The organism is Streptosporangium nanhuense, assembly GCF_059358815.1.
In genome coordinates this window covers 209,513-226,860 of record NZ_JCADBG010000005.1, presented here as the reverse complement: position 1 = coordinate 226,860, position 17,348 = coordinate 209,513, and the positions used below count along the sequence as shown (strand labels likewise).

General features: G+C 73.1%; 13 protein-coding genes. 9 read left to right on the top strand and 4 right to left on the bottom strand.

Annotation, left to right across the window (positions count from 1 at the left end):
• Positions 1-304 precede the first annotated feature (304 nt).
• The 5 genes from AC5L38_RS12720 (at position 305) to AC5L38_RS12700 (ending at position 10,425) form a co-directional block, all read left to right on the top strand.
• Positions 305-6,445 (top strand): amino acid adenylation domain-containing protein, encoded by a 6,141-nt coding sequence (locus tag AC5L38_RS12720; protein WP_495243119.1) that lies wholly within the window; start codon positions 305-307, stop codon positions 6,443-6,445.
• A gap of 1 nt (position 6,446) precedes the next feature.
• On the top strand, positions 6,447-6,620 hold the full coding sequence (locus tag AC5L38_RS12715; RefSeq protein ID WP_495242967.1) for an MbtH family protein: 174 nt from the start codon (positions 6,447-6,449) through the stop codon (positions 6,618-6,620).
• 65 nt (positions 6,621-6,685) lie between these two features.
• Entirely contained in the window at positions 6,686-6,937 is a 252-nt protein-coding gene (locus AC5L38_RS12710) for an acyl carrier protein (protein WP_389912257.1), read from the top strand.
• A 25-nt stretch (positions 6,938-6,962) separates the two neighbouring features.
• Entirely contained in the window at positions 6,963-8,453 is a 1,491-nt protein-coding gene (locus AC5L38_RS12705; protein ID WP_495242966.1) for a condensation domain-containing protein, read from the top strand.
• 97 nt (positions 8,454-8,550) lie between these two features.
• Positions 8,551-10,425: a N,N-dimethylformamidase beta subunit family domain-containing protein gene (locus tag AC5L38_RS12700; protein WP_495242965.1), complete on the top strand. Its 1,875-nt coding sequence runs from the start codon at positions 8,551-8,553 to the stop codon at positions 10,423-10,425.
• 218 nt (positions 10,426-10,643) lie between these two features.
• Here the strand turns inward: AC5L38_RS12700 and AC5L38_RS12695 are convergent, their stop codons facing one another.
• Together AC5L38_RS12695 and AC5L38_RS12690 are read right to left on the bottom strand one after the other, a co-directional pair.
• Entirely contained in the window at positions 10,644-10,895 is a 252-nt protein-coding gene (locus AC5L38_RS12695; RefSeq protein ID WP_495242964.1) for a DUF2306 domain-containing protein, read from the bottom strand.
• Entirely contained in the window at positions 10,892-11,626 is a 735-nt protein-coding gene (locus tag AC5L38_RS12690) for a hypothetical protein (RefSeq protein ID WP_495242963.1), read from the bottom strand. The genes AC5L38_RS12695 and AC5L38_RS12690 overlap by 4 nt, the downstream gene beginning before the upstream one ends.
• Positions 11,627-11,936: 310 nt before the next feature.
• Here AC5L38_RS12690 and AC5L38_RS12685 point away from each other — a divergent pair, with 310 nt between their 5' ends.
• Together AC5L38_RS12685 and AC5L38_RS12680 are read left to right on the top strand one after the other, a co-directional pair.
• Entirely contained in the window at positions 11,937-12,377 is a 441-nt protein-coding gene (locus AC5L38_RS12685; protein ID WP_495242962.1) for a MarR family winged helix-turn-helix transcriptional regulator, read from the top strand.
• A 675-nt stretch (positions 12,378-13,052) separates the two neighbouring features.
• A complete protein-coding gene (locus AC5L38_RS12680) occupies positions 13,053-14,498 on the top strand; it encodes an MATE family efflux transporter (RefSeq protein ID WP_495242961.1) in 1,446 nt (481 codons plus the stop codon).
• Positions 14,499-14,662: 164 nt separating this feature from the next.
• Here AC5L38_RS12680 and AC5L38_RS12675 read toward each other — a convergent pair whose 3' ends face one another.
• Positions 14,663-15,040 carry a MerR family transcriptional regulator gene (locus tag AC5L38_RS12675; RefSeq protein WP_495242960.1) on the bottom strand — a complete coding sequence of 126 codons (378 nt, stop codon included), beginning with the start codon at positions 15,038-15,040 and terminating at the stop codon, positions 14,663-14,665.
• Between the two features lie 110 nt (positions 15,041-15,150).
• On the opposite strand from AC5L38_RS12675, the gene AC5L38_RS12670 reads away from it, so the two are divergent.
• Positions 15,151-16,224, top strand: coding sequence for an alkene reductase (locus AC5L38_RS12670; protein WP_495242959.1), 1,074 nt, complete (start codon positions 15,151-15,153; stop codon positions 16,222-16,224).
• 44 nt (positions 16,225-16,268) lie between these two features.
• Positions 16,269-16,862 carry a DUF4291 domain-containing protein gene (locus AC5L38_RS12665; RefSeq protein WP_495242958.1) on the top strand — a complete coding sequence of 198 codons (594 nt, stop codon included), beginning with the start codon at positions 16,269-16,271 and terminating at the stop codon, positions 16,860-16,862.
• 74 nt (positions 16,863-16,936) lie between these two features.
• Here the strand turns inward: AC5L38_RS12665 and AC5L38_RS12660 are convergent, their stop codons facing one another.
• On the bottom strand, positions 16,937-17,305 hold the full coding sequence (locus AC5L38_RS12660; RefSeq protein WP_495242957.1) for a DUF6841 family protein: 369 nt from the start codon (positions 17,303-17,305) through the stop codon (positions 16,937-16,939).
• Positions 17,306-17,348 lie beyond the last annotated feature (43 nt).

The window sequence follows — 17,348 nt, the reverse complement described above, 5'->3', positions numbered from 1 at the left end:
GTCTTACATGATCGTAAGGGGTTCGCAAGACTTTGGGGAGAGGTTCACGGAGGCAACAAAACCCACGCGAAAGTGACCCTTGCGCCCTCAGGGCGAAGGTGTAACACTGACGACCGCAGAACTAACTGAAAGGTTTCTTTCCAGAAAGAGACCCTTCCCGATGCCCGCCCAACTGGTCAAATGTGCACAGAGCGGGCCTTTTGCGTACTAACCTCCAGCGCGATTGCGTGAACTAACGGGCCCGCGGCCGAAAAAGGAGCCCTGCGTGTTCTCACCGGAGACCGTTCCGACCGGCCAATCGGGGATGGAATACCCCCTGTCGCACGGCCAGCAGCGGCTTTGGTTTCTCCATCGGCTCGATCCGGGTGACTCCACTTACAACACCTCCTATGTTTACAGGTTGAAAGGTCGCCTTGACAAGATCGCCCTGGAGGCCGCTTTCACCGCGGTGGCGGCACGGCACGAGAGCCTGCGGACCCGGTTCCGCGAGGTGGCCGGGGAGGCCGTGGCGGTCGTCGAGCCGCCGTCGCCGGTGACGGTCGACCGGCTCCTCGCCCAGGGCGAGCAGGAGGTCGCGGCCCTGGTCTCCACGCTCACCAACACGGCCTTCGACCTGGCCGCCGCACCGCCGTTCCGCGTCTCGCTGATCGAGCTCGGCCCCGCCGAGCACGTGCTCTGCGTCGTCCTGCACCACATCAACGGCGACGGCTGGTCGCTGAACGTGCTCCGCTCAGAGGTCGCCACCCACTACGGGAGCCGGGGCACCGCCCCGCTGCCCGAGCTGCCCCTGCAGTACGGCGAGTACGCGCGCGCCCTGAGCCCCGCGGACTCCGAGCTCCGCTGGTGGACCGAGCGGCTGGCCGGGGTGCCTGCCCTGGAGCTCCCGGCGGACCGGCCGCGCCCGGCCCGGCGGACCGGCGCGGGCGCCGAGGTCGAGTTCCGGATCACCTCCGGCGTGGCCGACTCGATCGGCGCCCTCGCCCGCCGCGCCCGGTGCACGCCGTTCATGGTGCTGCTCTCCGCCTACCAGGTCCTGCTGCACCGGCACACCGGCCAGACCGACTTCTGCGTGGGCACCCCCTCGGCCGGCCGCGGCAGCACCGAGCTGGAGACCATGATCGGTTTCCTCTCGACCACGCTGGCCCTGCGCTGCGACCTGTCCGGCGACCCCACCTTCGAGGAGCTGCTCAAGCGCACCCGCCGGGTCGTGCTGGACGGGCTCTCGCGACAGGACGTCCCCTTCGAGCGCCTCGTGGTGGAGCTCGACGTGGAGCGGGACCTGAGCCGCACGCCCCTGTTCCAGACCCTGTTCGCCTTCCACACCCACGGCGACCTGGCCGATCCGCTTCCCGGCCTCGACGTCACGGACTTCCCCAACGGCTGGGCCCGCGCCAGGCTCGACCTGTCGGTGGACATCTACCACGGCGACGACGGCGAGCTGCACGGCACCGCCATCTACAGCACCGACCTGTTCGACCGCGAGACCGTGGAACGTTTCGTCGCCCGCTTCCAGGAGCTGCTCGCGGCCGTCGTGGCGGATCCCGCCTCCCCGGTGAGCGCGCTGCGGATGCTGCCGGACGCGGAGCTCGGCCTGCTGCGGGAGTGGAACGACACCGCGGCCGAGCTGCCCGAGGTCACCCTCGTCGACCTGCTGCTCGACCAGGCCGCCGCGACCCCCGGCGCGGTCGCGGTGCGCGCCCCGGCCAACGGGTCCGGTGCCGTCGAGGAGCTGACGTACGCGGAACTGGCCGGGCGGGCCGCCGAGCTGGCCGGGCGGCTGGGCGCGGCCGGGATCGGGCGCGGCTCGCTGGTCGCGGTCCGGATGGAGCGCGGCGCCGACATGCTCGTCGCCCTGCTGGGCGTGGCGATGAGCGGCGCGGCCTACCTCCCCGTCGACCCCGACTACCCCGAGGCACGCGTCTCGTACGTGATCGAGGACTCCGCGGCGGCGCTGGTGCTGACCGGCCTCGACGACCTCCCCCCGGCGACCGGCCTTCCCCCGGCGACCGGCGCGAGGGCACTCACCCGCCCGCTGCCCGGCGACACCGCGTACGTGCTCTACACCTCGGGCTCCACCGGACGGCCGAAGGGGGTGGTGGTGCCCCACCGGGCGCTGACCAACTTCCTGCTGGCGATGCGCGACCTGGTGCGGTCCTCGCCGCGGGACGTGTGGCTGGCGCTGACGTCGCTGTCGTTCGACATCTCCGCCCTGGAGCTCTACCTGCCGCTGGTGACGGGCGGGCGGGTGGTCGTCGCCGACGCGGAGACGGCCCGCGACGGGGTGCGGCTCGCGCGCCTGGTCGGGGACGAGGGCGTGACCCACGTCCAGGCGACGCCCTCGGGGTGGCGCGTCCTGCTCGCCGGGGACCTGCCGCGCGTGGTGGGCCTCACCGGCGGCGAGCCGCTCGCCCCCCGGCTCGCCCGCGAGCTGCGTCCCCGGGTCGACCGGCTCGTCAACGTCTACGGCCCGACCGAGACCACCATCTGGTCCACGGCCTGGGACGTCCCCGAGGACCCGGACGAGATCGTCATCGGCCGCCCGATCGCCAACACCGTCGTCCGCGTCGCCGACCCCGCCGGCGGGCCGTGCCCGATCGGGGTGGCCGGAGAGCTGCTCATCGGCGGCGAGGGGGTCGCCACCGGCTACCTCGGCCGCCCGGCCCTGACCGCGGAGCGCTTCGTCCCCGGCCCCGGGGGCTCGCGGCACTACCGGACCGGAGACCGCGTCCGCCTGCGCAACGACGGCACCCTGGAGTTCCTCGGCCGGACCGACAACCAGGTCAAGCTCCGGGGGCACCGCATCGAGCTGGGCGAGATCGAGGCCGTGCTGGACGCCTGTCCCGGCGTGCGGCAGGCGGTCGTCGCGGTGCGCGGGGACCGGCTGGTGGCCTTCGTCGTACCAGCCCCGGTACCGGAAACGGACGCGGAGACGGACGGCGAGGGAGTGCTCGACGGGCTCGGGGAGCGCGCGGCGCGCGAGCTGCCCGGCTACATGGTGCCCAGCGTGTTCGTCGAGGTGGCGGCGTTGCCGCTCACCCCCAACGGGAAGATCGACCGTAACGCGCTGCCCGACGTGGACCCGGCGCCCGCGCGGGACGCGGTCGCTCCCCGCACCCCGGCCGAGCGAATGGTCGCGCAGGTCTTCGCCGAGGTGCTCGGGACGGCGGACGTCGGGGCGCACGACGACTTCTTCACCCTCGGCGGGCACTCGCTGCTGGCCACCATGGTCACCGCGCGGCTGGCGGCGCTGTCCGGGACGGAGGTGCCCGTCCGGGAGGTGTTCACCCGGCCGACGGTCGCCGGGCTGGCGGAGCTGGTCGCCACCGCGTCCGGCGGCAGGAGCGACGGGCCGCGGCCGAGGCCCGAGGGCACCGTGCCGCCGCTCTCCTTCGGCCAGGAGCGGCTCTGGTTCCTCAACCGGCTCGACCCGGACGACGCGTCGTACAACATGTGCCTGGTCAGGCGGTTGCACGGGCCGCTGGACCGGGACGCGCTCGCCGAGGCTCTGGCCGGGACCGTCGCCAGGCACGAGAGCCTGCGCACCCGCTTCCCCGAGGTGGACGGCGTGCCGGTCGTGGTCGTCGACCCGCCGGGCCCTGTGACCGTCGAGGAGGTGGGCGCGGCGGGCGAGGCCGGGGCGCTGGAGCTGGTCGCGGCCCTGACCAACGCGCCCTTCGAGCTGGGCGCCAGGCCGCCGCTGCGCGTCACGCTGATCGAGATCGCCGAGGACGACCACGTCCTGTGCGTCGTGCTGCACCACATCCTGGGCGACGGCTGGTCGCTCAACCTCATCTTCGACGAGGTGTCGCGGCTGTACTCCGGCGCGACCGCCCTGCCGCCGGTCCCGCTCCAGTTCGGCGACGTCGCCCTCTGGCAGCGCGGGCGCGACCTCGGCGACCTGCTCGGCTACTGGCGGGACAGGCTCGCCGACCCCACGCCGCTGGACCTGCCGGTCGACCGGCCGCGCACCGCCGGGGCCGCCAGGCGCGGCGACGTGGCGAGTGTCCGGCTGGACGCGGCGGAGGCCGCCGCCCTGGCCAGGCTGGGCAGGGAGCACGGCGCCACCATGTTCATGGTCCTGCTCGCCGCCTACGAGGTCCTGCTGTCGCGGCACACCGGGCACGACGACATCCTGGTCGGCACGGCCACCGCGGGCCGGGACCGGGTCCAGCTCGAACCGGTCGTCGGCTACCTCAGCGACACCCTGGTCATGCGCGGCGACCTGTCGGCCGACCCCACCTTCGCCGACCTGCTCCGCGAGACCCAGATCGGCGTCCTGGACGCCTTCTCCCACCAGGGCGTGCCGTTCGAGGAGCTGGTGACGGCCCTGAGGGTCGAGCGCGACCTGACCCGCACGCCGCTGTTCCAGACCATGCTCATCCTGCACACGCAGGACTTCGCGCAGGCCCCCGACGCCTTCGCGGGGCTCACCACGACGGTGTTCGAGCACGGCATGCGGCAGGCCAAGCTCGAACTGATGCTGGAGGCCTGGCACAACGAGCACGAGCTGGCGCTCAGCTTCGTCTACGACGCCGAGCTGTTCGACCGGACCACGATCGAGGCGCTGGCCGCGCGGTTCCGCCTGCTGCTCACCGCGCTGCCGGGCGCGTCCGGCGCCCGGGTCTCCGAGCTGCCGCTGCGCACCGAGAACGACGACGACCTGCTGCGGCGCCTCTCGCGGGGACCCGCCCTGCCGTCCGCCCCCTCGGTGCCTGAGCTGTTCGCGGCGGCCGTACGGGAGACGCCGGACGCGGTGGCGATCGGATGCGGGGGCGCCACGCTCACCTACGCCGGGCTGGACGCCCGCGCGGACGAGCTGGCGGCGCTGCTGCGGGGGCGGGGCGTCGCCGGTGGCGACGTGGTCGGCGTCTGCCTGGACAGGTCGCCCGACGCCGTCGCGGCCCTGCTCGCCGTGTGGCGGGCGGGGGCGGCCTACCTGCCGCTCGACCCGGAGCACCCCGCGGAGCGGCTCGCCTTCATGCTGGAGGACAGCGCCGCCTCCCTCGTCCTCACCTCGGCGGACCTGGGCGACCGGTTGCCGCCCGGCACGCCGCGCGTGCACGCGGACGAGCGTCCCCCGGTCCCGGTGGGCGCCCCGGTCCCTGGCTCCTCGGCCTACGTGATCTACACCTCCGGGTCCACCGGAACGCCCAAGGGGGTCGTGGTCTCGCACTCCGGCCTGGCCTCCCGCGTCGGGTGGATGCGCGAGGCGTACGGGCTGGGGCCCGGCGACCGGGTGGTCCAGTTCGCCTCGCTGAGCTTCGACACCCACGCCGAGGAGATCTACCCGGCGCTGGCCGCCGGGGCCCGGCTGGAGCTGCTGCCCGAGGGCGGCGTCACCCTGCCCGACCACCTCGACCGGGTCACGGTGCTCGACCTGCCCACGGCGTACTGGCACGCGCTCGTCGACGACATCGGCGAGATCGCCTGGCCGAAGACCCTGCGGCTGGTGATCCTCGGCGGCGAGCAGGTGCACGAGGCGGCCGTGGCCCGCTGGCGGGAGCGCTTCGGCGACCGGGTGCGGCTGGTCAACACTTACGGCCCCACCGAGGCGACGATCATCGCCACCGCCGCCGAGCTGGACGGCTCCCCCGGGCGACCGCCCATCGGCGTCCCGATCGCCGACACCTCGATCCTGCTCCTGGACGGCTCGGGCGAGGCCGTGCCGCCGGGGGCGCCGGGCGAGCTGTGCGTCGGCGGGGCCGGGGTGGCGGTCGGCTACCTGGGCAGGCCGGACCTCACGGCCGAGCGCTTCCCCACCCTCGGTGTCCCCGGCGACTCCGGCGGGGAGCGGATCTACCGGACCGGCGACCTGGCGCGCTGGCGGGCCGACGGGCGGCTGGAGTTCCTCGGCCGCCTCGACGACCAGGTCAAGGTGCGCGGCTTCCGGATCGAGCCGGGCGAGATCGAGGCGCGGCTGCTGGCCCACCCCGGCGTCGGCCAGGCGGCGGTGGCCGTGCACAGGGAGACGCTGGTCGGCTACGTCGTCGGCACGGCCACCGGGGACGAGCTGGCCGGGTACCTGGCCGGGACGCTGCCCGCGTACATGGTCCCCGCGCTCTGGGTGAGCCTCACCGCGCTGCCGCTGACCGCGAACGGCAAGCTCGACCGGGCCGCGCTGCCCGCGCCCGAGGCCGGACCCCGGACGAGGACCGCCCCGCGCGGCGACGCCGAGGAGCTGGTGGCCGAGATCTTCGGCGAGGTGCTGGGCATCGAGGAGATCGGCGCCTTCGACGACTTCTTCGCGCTGGGCGGGCACTCGCTGCTCGCCACCCGCGCCGTCGCCAGGCTCCGCGCCGCCGTCGAGGTGGAGGTGCCGATCCGCACCCTGTTCGCCCGCAGCACCGTGGCCGACCTCGCGGCGGCGGTGGAGGAGCTGCTCGTCGCCGAGCTGGCCGAGATGTCCGACGAGGAGGCCGAGCGCCTCATGGAAAGCGGGAGCTGAGATGGATTACCGCGTCGTGGTCAACCACGAGGAGCAGTACTCGATCTGGCCGGACGGCCGGGACCTGCCGGACGGCTGGCGCGAGGAGGGCGTCTCCGGCACCAAGGAGGACTGCCTCGCCCACATCGACCGCGTCTGGACCGACCTGCGCCCGCTCAGCGTGAGAGGGGCGTGAGATGCGCGGTGACCGGATCCGGATCCCGGCGAGCGGCGCCGGAGACCGTACGAGAGGGGCTGGCAATGGTTAGGGAGCGGCTGGCGGCGATGGTGGCCTCGGCCTCCGACGGGGCCGTCACGGCCAAGGAGGCACTGGCCGCCACGGTCCCGCTGTCCGCGCTGGGGGTCACCTCCCTGGCGCAGATGCGGCTGATCGACGCGGTGGAGACCGAGTTCGGGGTGGAGATCGACCTGTCGGGCGACGGGTTCGACCTGCTGGACGACCTCGACGCGCTGGAACGCCACATCAACGAGGCGCTGCGCGCGCATTCCTGAAAGCATTTCCGAACGGGGGAAGCACATGAACATCCGGTTCTCGGGGAGCCGATCGGAGACGGCGCCGCTGACCTGGGGGCAGCGGGCCATCTGGGACACGATCCGGAAGACGGCACCGGACGACCACTACTTCAACTTCGGCCGCGTGCTCGCCGTGCCCAGGCGGGCCAGGCCGCTCACCGTGGCGGGGGCCGCCGAGGTCCTCCGCACGCTGGTGGAACGGCACGAGTCCCTGCGCACCAGGCTGGGCGAGGCGCCGGGCAAAAGGACCGTCCGCGCGAGCGGCACCGAACCGTACGGGAAGATCGTCCGCGCGAGCGGCGCGGAACCGTACGGGAAGGTCGTCCACACGAGCGGCGCGGAACCGTACGGGAAGGTCGTCCGGACCAGCGGCGCGGAACCGTACGGGAGCGGCGCCTGGGAGGACGACGGCGCGGAGCCGTGGCAGGTGCTGGCGACCGGCGGCTCCATCCCGGTCACCGTGTCGGAGGGCGACCCCGAGCGGCTGCGCGACGCGCTGGAGGAGACCGCGTTCGACTACGGGAACGAGTGGCCGCTCAGGGTCGGGCTCGTCGTCGACCGCGACGAGGTCACCCACATCGTGCTCGTCTTCTGCCACCTGGCCGCCGACGGTCTCGGGGCCGAGGTGGCGGTCACGGACCTGCGGCTGCTCCTGCTGCGCGGCTCCGTACCCGGGCCGCCCCCGCCCTCGCCGCTGGAGCTGGCCCGCTGGCAGTGCTCCGAGCAGGGCCTGAAGGTCGCGGCGGTGGCCGCGGAGCACTGGGAGAGCGAGTACCGGCGCATCCCCCCGACCATGTTCGACCGGCGGGCGGGCGCTCCCTCGGATCCGCCGATCTGGCGGGCGCACCTCGTCTCCCGGGCGATGGACCTGGCCGTGCGGCGGATCGCCGCGCTGAGCGGCGCGAGCACCTCGACCGTCCTGCTGACCGCCGCGTCCGTGCTGGCCGGGAGGGTGACCGGCCACGACCTGAGCGTGATGCTGCCGATCGTGGGCAACCGCTTCCGCGGCGACACCGTCAACGCGGTCACCACGCTCTCCCAGGAGGGCCTGTTCGTGCTGGACCTGCGCGAGGGCGGCTTCACCGAGCTGCTGCGCGCGGCCAAGCCCGCCGCGCTGCGCGCCTACCGGTCCGCCTACCACGACCCGGACGACCGCGACCGGCTCACCGAGCGGGCCGGCCGGGAGCGGGGCGTGCCGATCCACCCGTACTGCTGCTTCAACGACATGCGCTTCACCGACCGGGTGGACGCCTCCCCCGACGAGCCGAGCGTGCGGCGGGCACTGGACGAGACGACGCTCACCTGGCCGCTCAGCCAGGAGCGGCTCAACTGCCGGTTCTGCCTGCACGTGACCGGCGAGCCCGGCGGGCTGGGCGTCTCGCTCACCGCCGACACCGGCTACCTTCCCCGTCCCGCCATGGAGCGCTACCTGCTCGACCTGGAGTCGCTGCTGGTCGAGGCCGCGTTCCGCGAGGTGCTGGAGCCGGTCGGTTGAGGGCCTTCCCGGTGAGCGCCCTTCCGTTGAGCACCTTTCCGTTGAGCGCCCTTCCTGCGACCGGAGAAATCCGGGGGCAGCGCGCCGGAGGTGTCCGATGACGGTCCACGCCTACGCCGAGTCGACGTCCTGCGTCCAGGGCGGCGCGCTCCGCTTCCACCTCGCCCGCGCCTCCCGCGCCCCGCTGCGCGGCTCGGTGCTGGTCGAGGACGTCGCCACCGACCTGGCCGTACTCGACGGGGAGTTCACCGGCCCGGTGTGGACGCTCGACGTCTCCCCCGGCTGGCACAGCTCCCTGTACCGCGCGGTCTTCACCGCCGACGAGGAGAGCAGCGAGGTCTACTTCGTCGTACGGGCCGCCCGTCCCGGCTCGCCGATCCTGCTGTCGATCCCGTTCCCGACCTGGCAGGCCTACAACCGGGCGGGCATCCCCGGCGAGTCCATCTACTGGAGCGAGCAGCCGACCCGCGCCTCGCGCGTCTCCTTCGACCGGCCCGGCGGCGGGCCGCCGCCCGAGCGCTGGGAGGAGGGCATGATCCGCTGGCTGGGCCCGGCCGGGTACGACGTCGACTACTGCTCGGCCCTGGACCTGCACGAGGGGCGCGAGCTGCTCTCCGGCTACCGGCTGCTCATGGTCAGCGGGCACGACGAGTACTGGTCGGCGGGGATGCGCGACAGCGTCGAGGAGTTCGTCCGCCGGGGCGGCAACCTGGCCGTCTTCTCCGGCAACACCTGCTGGTGGCAGTTCCGGCTGGAGGACGACGGGCGCACCATGGTCTGCTACCGCGACGCGATCGCCGACCCGATGGCCGCCGTGGACCCGGCCCTCACCACGGTCGAGTGGTCCAGCGCGCCGGTGAACCGCCCGGAGAACGGCCTGACCGGGGTCAGCTTCCGGCGCGGCGCCGGGACCTGGGGCCCGTACATGCAGCTCATGCACGAGGAGTCCTACACCGTCCGCTTCCCCGAGCACTGGGTGTTCGAGGGCACCAAGCTGGGCGAGGGCGACACGTTCGGCAAGGGCGCGATCGGCTACGAGACGGACGCCTGCGACTTCGTCGAGCAGGACGGCGTGCCGCTGGCCACCGGGCGCGACGGCACCCCGCCGTCCTTCGTCATCCTGGCCACCGCCGACCTGCGGCACTGGCACCGGTACGGCCAGGGCGGCATGGCCACCATGGGCGTCTTCGGCCTCGGCGCCGGCACGGTGTTCACCGCATCCACCGTGAACTGGGGCAACACCCTGCACGACCCGGCGGTGGACCGGATCACCCGCAACGTGCTGAACCGGCTGTCGGCGCGTACGGGCGGCTGGGAGACCGTCGGCGGCGCGGACGAGGTCGGCGCGCTGACCGTGTTCGACTCCCTGCTGTACGGCGCCACCTCCGGCGGCTCGCTGCTCACCCGCGAGATCTCCGACCAGAACCTGCGCTGGCGCCTCGCGGGAACCGCCCCCGCGCTGGTCGCCCTGGCCACCCCCAGGGAGGCCACCGCCGTCCACCCGATCGGCCTGTACGGCCTCACCGCCGACGACCGGCTCGTCTTCCGCGACCCCGAGCACGGCTGGACCACCCTCGCCGACGGGCCGCGCGGCGGGGTCGGCCTGGGCATGGTGAACGGCGAGCTGTTCGCCGCCGCCGCGGAGGGCCTGTGGCTGTTCGACCCGGAGACCTCCGCCTGGAGCCTGGTCGAGGCCGCCGCCGGAGCCGGGGCCGTGGCGCTGGCGGCGATGAACGGCCGGCTCTACATGGCGGACGCGGACGGCCGGATCCGCACGCGGCTGCCGGTGGCGACCCCGGCCGGCTGGACCGACCTGTGCGACGCGGGCGGCTGCACCGTGCTGACCGGCCACGCGGGCACCCTGATCGGCACCGCCCCCGGCCGCCCGCTGCTCCGGCGCGCGAACTTCCTGGCGGACATGGTCCTCGCCGAGGACGTGTCCCTCCCGGGAAAGGCGGCGCCCGCGCCGTGACCTGTTCCGGGGAGGGACGGCTTTCCCGGGAGGGACGGCTTTCCGGGGAGAAACGGCGCCAAGGTCGCGGCGGAGGTCCCGGTGAGCGCCGGGTGGCCCCTGGAGCGGCGGGGGGCGCTCATGAACCCGCCGCGACACGGCTCCGACACCCCTGCCCGTGACGGCCGGCGGCAGGAGGCCTACCGCAGTGGTCTGACCTGGGGAGACAGGGCTTGGCGTCACCTTTCGCCCCGATGTTCCCCGACCCCCGGGACCGGTGGGGCGTCCCGCCCCCGCGTTCGACGGGCCAAGGGGTCCAGCGTCCGCTGGACGATGAAGTACTCGGCCACGAGGACGTTGCCCAGGATGGACGCCCATACGGCGGCGGCGTAGATCGCCTCGAACCCCGCCGAGAGCGGCAGTTGCAGGCCGAGGAGCAGGTAGGCGCGCAGGGTGACCGCGGCGAACGTCAGGGCGTAGTTACGGATCATCCAGATCCGGTGCAGTCGCACCTCGCCGCGGCGATGCTCCGGTAGGCCATGACCAGGGTGTACAGCCACGCCGCCACGAGGATGAGGAACGCGACCTGGACCGCGAAGCCGCTGATCGTGACCGCGGCGTTGACCGCGGCCGCGACGGACGCGATCACGGCCAGCGTCAGAGATTCCGCCAGGCGATCTCGCATGATGGCGACGCTCGCCCGGACGGCGGCGTGCTCGGGACCGGGCAGACGCACGTCCCTGCCGAGGGTCAGCACGTGAGCCGAGAGGAACGCGGCGGCGGACTCCGCGTACAGGTCGCCGGCGCCGCCGGTGCCCGGCAGCGCGCGAAGGAGCTGCTCGACGACCGGATCTCCCGCCCGGAGGGCGGCGGACAGCCCCTCGAAGTCGGGCTCACGACCGCTCAGCGCCCCGGCGGCCTCCCGGACGGCCGACGAGGGGATGTGCACCTGGACGGTCCGCAACCTGGACGTCGCCCGATAGGTGAAGGAGGTGGCGCGCCCGGGAACCATGAGCTCCAGGTGGCCCGGCACCCACCGCCGCGCGAAGGGCTTCCCGCCGGCGTACAGCCGAACGTCCGCGTCGCCCGCCACGCACAGCACGAGATGCAGGTCGGACACCGCGGGCAGCGGGAGATGCTCGGCTTCGGACGCGTGGTCGAAACTCTGCACCAGCAGCGACCGCCAACCGGCCTCATCCCAGCTGTTGTACGTGTGCCGCACATAGGCCGGTGTGTCGAAATCGGCATAAGACGATGTATCGAAGTCAAGCGAATCGAACACACCACGAGCTTAATCGGCGGTCGGATGCCTGGCACGGCTCCAGAACCCGCGCTGCCCGGCGGCACGCGGAGCCCGCCCGTGCGAGCCGGCCGACGGCGAAGGTGAGCGCGGCGGGGGCGGCACCCGCCACCGCCGCCGGACCGCTCGCCGCCATCGGGCCCCGGACGATGAGGCACGACAGGCGGCGGACGACGCGCGCCGATCAGTTCGATCGTTGACAGTTAGAATTCTAACAGTTAGAGTCCTGACCATGGAAGCACCGAACCTCACCAGCACCCTCGGACTGGCCCGCTGGGTCGTGTGGGCCCAGCGAAAAACCGCCGAGGACTGGATCCGGGACCGCGAGCTCAGCCACGAGCAGGGCTTCGCGCTCGGCTATCTGGTCCAGAACCCCGGCGCGATCCAGCGCGACATCGCGCAGATGACGCGCACGAGCGCGGCGAGCGTCTCGAGCCTGCTGCAGGGCCTCGAACGCCGCGGCCTCGTCGAGCGCCGCACGGAGGACGGCAACGAGCGCAGTAAACGCGTCTACGCGACGCCGGCCGGCGCCGAGCTCGTCTCCGGGTTCGACACCGCGATGGCCGCCGCCGACGAGACGATCCTCGCCCCCCTGGACGAGGCCGAGCGGGCCACCCTGCACGCCCTGCTCACGAAGATCACCGCGGAGCTGCCGCAACCGACCCGGTCGTAACCGCGAACGTGCGGCCCGTCCGCGCGTTCGGAACACCCCGGCCGGCCCCGTCGAAGACGTCTTCGGCCGCCTCACCCAGAGCCCTCGGCTCGACGTCTCCCTCTCAGCGGCCGGCGCCCGCGTCCGCGCACGACGGCGACGCCTGACGGCACGGTCCGGACAACGCCGCCCTCGCCCCGGCGGATGAACGCGCGGTGCCGGAACTCGCGCGGACCCCGTGCGAGGCCGACGCCACCGAACGTCCGATCGCCGCCCAGGCCCCGCCCCCGCACGCCCCCGCACGCCCCCGAACGACGACGGCGTTGCCGCCGCCGACGCCGTCACCGAGATCCGCGCCGCCCGCCGCCGACCGGCACCTGCCCCGGCCCACGGCCCGGTCCCGCCGCCGACCGGCACCTGACCCAACCCACGGCCCGGTCCCGCAGCCGACCGGCACCTGACCCAACCCACGGCCCGGTCCCGCCGCCGACCGGCACCTGACCCAACCCACGGCCCGGTCCCGCAGCCGACCGGTACCTGACCCGGCTCGCGGCCGTTCCCGCCGCGTTCCGGCGGCATCCCCGAACACGCGGCCCGGCCGCACACCCAGAACATCCCCTCGCCGCGCCGGCGCCCGCCGGCGCGCGCTCCAACCTGCCCGGAAAACCCGAACCTGCCCAAAGAAGGAGCAGCGCCATGAACACCACGAACCCCGGATCCCCCGCGAAGGCCGACGCCGTCGGCACCAACCGCTGGTACCTCTCGACCGCGCCGATCGTCCGCGCCCTCGTGCACCTCTGCGTGCCGATGGCCGCCGCGATGATCGTCGGCGCCGTGTACAACCTCGTCAACGCCGGTTTCATCGGCTCGCTCCACGACACCGCGCTGCTCGCCGCGATCACGTTCGGCACGCCGGTGCTCGGCCTGGTCATGGCGGTCGGCGGCGTGTTCGGCGTCGGCGGCGGCACGCTGATCTCACGGCTGCTCGGCGCGGCCGAGCACGAGCCCGCGAGGGCCGGTGAGATCAAGCACGTCTCCTCGTTCGCCGTCTGGGGCTCGGTGATCGCCGGGGTCGTGTTCGGCGGCGTCGGGCTGCTGCTGTTGCACCCGCTCGTGTCGTTGCTCGGCGCGGACGCCGCCGCCGTACCCGCGACGAGCTCCTACGTCGCCGTCATGCTCGCCTTCGTTCCCGTGCTCGCCGCGGCGTTCTGTCTCGAACAGCTCGTACGGGCGGAGGGTGCCGCGCGCCAGGTGATGATCGGGGTCATCGCGTCCGCGGTCGCGAACGTCGTGTTCGACGTCCTGTTCATCCTCGTGCTGCACTGGGGCGTCGCCGGTGCGGCGCTGTCGACGGGCCTCGCGAACCTCGGCGTCGTCGCCTACTTCGCCGTCTGGCTGCGGCGCCACAGCGAGCACGTGAGCCTCGCGCCGCGCTGGTTCACGCTCTCGCCCGCCGTGTTGAGGCCCGTCTTCGGCGTGGGCGTCGGCGAGCTGTTCCAGGCCTCCTTCCTGATCGTCACCACGCTGGTGCTCAACAACCTCGCGGCCGCCTACGGCGACGGCGCGCTCGCGGCCATGGGCGTCGCGGTCCGCATCGCGCAGGTGCCGGAGTTCCTGGTGATGGGCGTCACGCTCGGCGTGCTGCCGCTCCTCGCCTACTCGTACGGCAAGGGCGACCGGAGTCGCCTCACGTCGGCGCTGCGCGTGTCCGCGATCACGGTGGGCGGCATCGTCCTGATCTTCTCGACGACGGTGTTCGTGTTCCGCGAGCAGGTGTTCTCCGCGTTCTCGGCGGACCACTCGGTCCTCGCGATCGGCGTCACGGTCCTCACGGCGCAGCTCGTGGCGATGATCGTGAACGGATTCGCGGGCCTCGTCACGTCGCTGTTCCAGGCGGCGGGGCGGTCGGTGGCGGCGATCGTGATGTCGGTGGCGCACGGCGTGTTGTTCATCCCGATCGTGCTCCTCGGCGACCTCTGGTTCGGGCTCGCGGGCATCATCTGGGCGCTGACCGTCACCGAGGGCATCGTGTTCCTCGTCGGAGTCGTGATGTGGCTCGCGTCCCGCCGCGCGATCGACCGCGGCCTCGCCGAGGGCAGCCCGGAGCGCGCCGAGGAGGTGCTCGAGCAGGTCGAGGCCTGATCCCCCCGTCCGCGACGCAGCCCGGCTCCCGCCGGGCGGCGTCTTCGCGCCCGGGGCAAAGTGTTCGCGGACGGCCCGCTCCTCGTGAGCGCGGATGTCGGTGACGAACCCGGGCGCGGCCCGTCCATGACGCCTTCGGCCGCCCGCCGGACCGCCGGTGGTGGTCAGCCGGCCAGTGGCATCCGCAACTGCTCACGGTGCGCCCGGTTCGTGGCCATCAGCCCGTCGAGCGCGTCGCGGGTGCGGATGAGGTCGCCGATGTGCGCGGAGAGCCGGTCACGCTCCTGTGCCATCCGTTCCAGGGCGGCGTCGGAGTTCTCCTCGCTGGGCGACTCGATGCACGGGAGCAGCTCGGCGATGGTGCGGCTGGACAGACCCGCGGCGTACAGGCGCTGGACGAACGTGACCCGCTCGACCTCGTAGTCCGTGTAGTGCCGCTGCCCGCTGGAGCTGCGGGTGCTGGTGAGCAGCCCCTGCTCCTCGTAGTAGCGCAGCGACCGGACACTGACCCCGGTCCGTGACGCGAGCTCGCCGATGCGCACGTCGCCCTCCCAATGTGATCTGCGACACAAGACTTGCCTCTGACATGGATGTGAGCTTCTAGCGTACTCGCCGTACCCGCGATCCGGGACCGACGACCATGGAGGACGACGTGACGACCCTTTTCGACAGCTACCGGCTCGGTGACCTGACGCTGCCCAACCGGATGGTGATGGCCCCGATGACGCGCATCCGGGCCACCGCCGACGGGCTGGCGACGCCGTCGATGGCGACGTACTACGCCCAGCGCGCGACGGCCGGGCTGATCGTCACCGAGGGAGTGCAGCCGAGCCTGATCGGGCAGTCCAGCCCGGGCACGCCGGGACTGCACACCGACGAGCAGGTCTCCGCGTGGCGCCCGGTGACCGCCGCCGTGCACTCCAGCGGCGGGCGGATCTTCGCCCAGCTCATGCACGGCGGACGGGTCTCCCACCCCGACACCACCGGTGCGCAGCCGGTCGGGCCCTCGGCGGTCCCGGCCGTCGGCGACGTGTTCACCCCGTCCGGGCCCCGGCCCGCGCCGACGCCGCGCGCCCTGGACACCGCCGAGGTGCCCGAGCACGCCGAGTCGTACGGCCGGGCCGCCCGCCGGGCCGTCGAGGCCGGCTTCGACGGCGTGGAGCTGCACGGCGCGAACGGCTACCTGATCTCGCAGTTCCTCTCGACGAACGCCAACCTTCGCACGGACCGCTACGGAGGCTCGGTGGCCAACCGGATCCGATTCGCCGTCGAGGCGGTGTCCGCGACCGCCGAAGCCGTCGGCGGGGCCAGGACCGGGATCCGCCTCTCCCCGGGCGTGACGTTCTGGGGTGTGGAGGAGACCGACGTCCCGGAGCTGTACGCCGCGCTGCTGACCGAGCTGGCCCGCCTCGACCTGGCCTACATCCATCTCGAGGCCACCGCCGACGAAGAGGTGCTGGTCGGGCTGCGCCGCGCGTGGCCGGGCACCCTCATCACGAATCCGGTGCTGCCGATGGGCCCGAAGCAGACCGGGCGGGCCGAGGCCGACCACTGGCTCGGGCTGGGCGCCGACCTCATCAGCTTCGGCCGCGGCTTCCTCGCCAACCCCGACCTGGTCGAGCGGCTGCGTACCGGCCTCCCCGTCGCCCCCGTCGACGAGGCTACGTACTACCAGGGCGGCGACGCGGGCTACCTGACCTACCCGGCGTACCAGCACACCGCCTGATAACGGGTGGCCTTTCCCGTGCGGCCGGGCTCATCCTGTCCGTCATGGAAGAACCGAGGCACGGGATCCGGGCGGTCCACAGCGCGTCCACGATCACCGTCTACCAGGCCTACGCCCCGGAGATCGGTCTCCCCGCCGCTCGTCTCGGCCGCTTCCCGGCCACCTGGAAACGAGACCGGATGACGTGGGTCAAGCCGTCGTTCCTGTGGATGATGTACCGCTGCGGCTGGGGCACCAAGGAGAGGCAGGAGACCGTCCTGGCCATCGAGATCACCCGCGAGGGGTTCGAATGGGCCCTGCGCCACGCGTGCCTGTCGCACTACAAGCCGGGGCTTCACCTCGACCGGGCCACCTGGAAGCGGGAGCTGCGGCAGGCACCGGTCCGGGTGCAGTGGGACCCCGAACGCGATCTCCACCTGCGACCGCTGTCCCACCGCTCGTTGCAACTCGGCCTCTCGGGTGAGGGCGCGCGCCGGTACGCGGACGAGTGGACGGTCGCCGTCACCGACGTCACCCCGCTCGTCCACGAGATCCACGCACTCCTGCGCGAGGGCGAGCCGGACGCCGCGACCCGGCTGCTGCCCGAGGAGCGTCCCTACCCCGCCGAGGACGAACTTCTGGCCCACCTGCGCGGGTAGGCGGCTCCCGGCAGGCGCGACGGCGCGGGGCCCCGCGGCACGCCCCGGACCGGTGTCGGTTCCCGCGCGGTTCCTCAGCGCGGGGTCAGCACTCCGATTCGCCACCCGCGGGCGGTCTTGAGCAGCTGGTACACCAGGCGTTCGGCGGGGGCCGCGCCGCCGTAGTCCCAGCTGACATCGGCCCAGATACTGTGCTCGGTGGCATCCATCACCGTGATCGACGGGACGGCCTCCTCCACTCCGTCGTACTGGCCGATCGCGTTCTTGAAGAACTCGCGCGTCTGGGAAGGGTCGGTGACGGCTCGGATCTGATCGGGAAACGCGATCAGGACGTCGTGGTGGTAGGAGTCGGCGATGCGCTCCACGTCGCGCGACAGCAGCGCGTCGCGGTAGTCCTGAAAGAAGGCCCGGGCGTTCTCGTCGGCGTGCGTGAGTGCGTTCATGTGCCCCACGCTAGGCTGAGATCCCGTCACGCTGGTGGCGGGA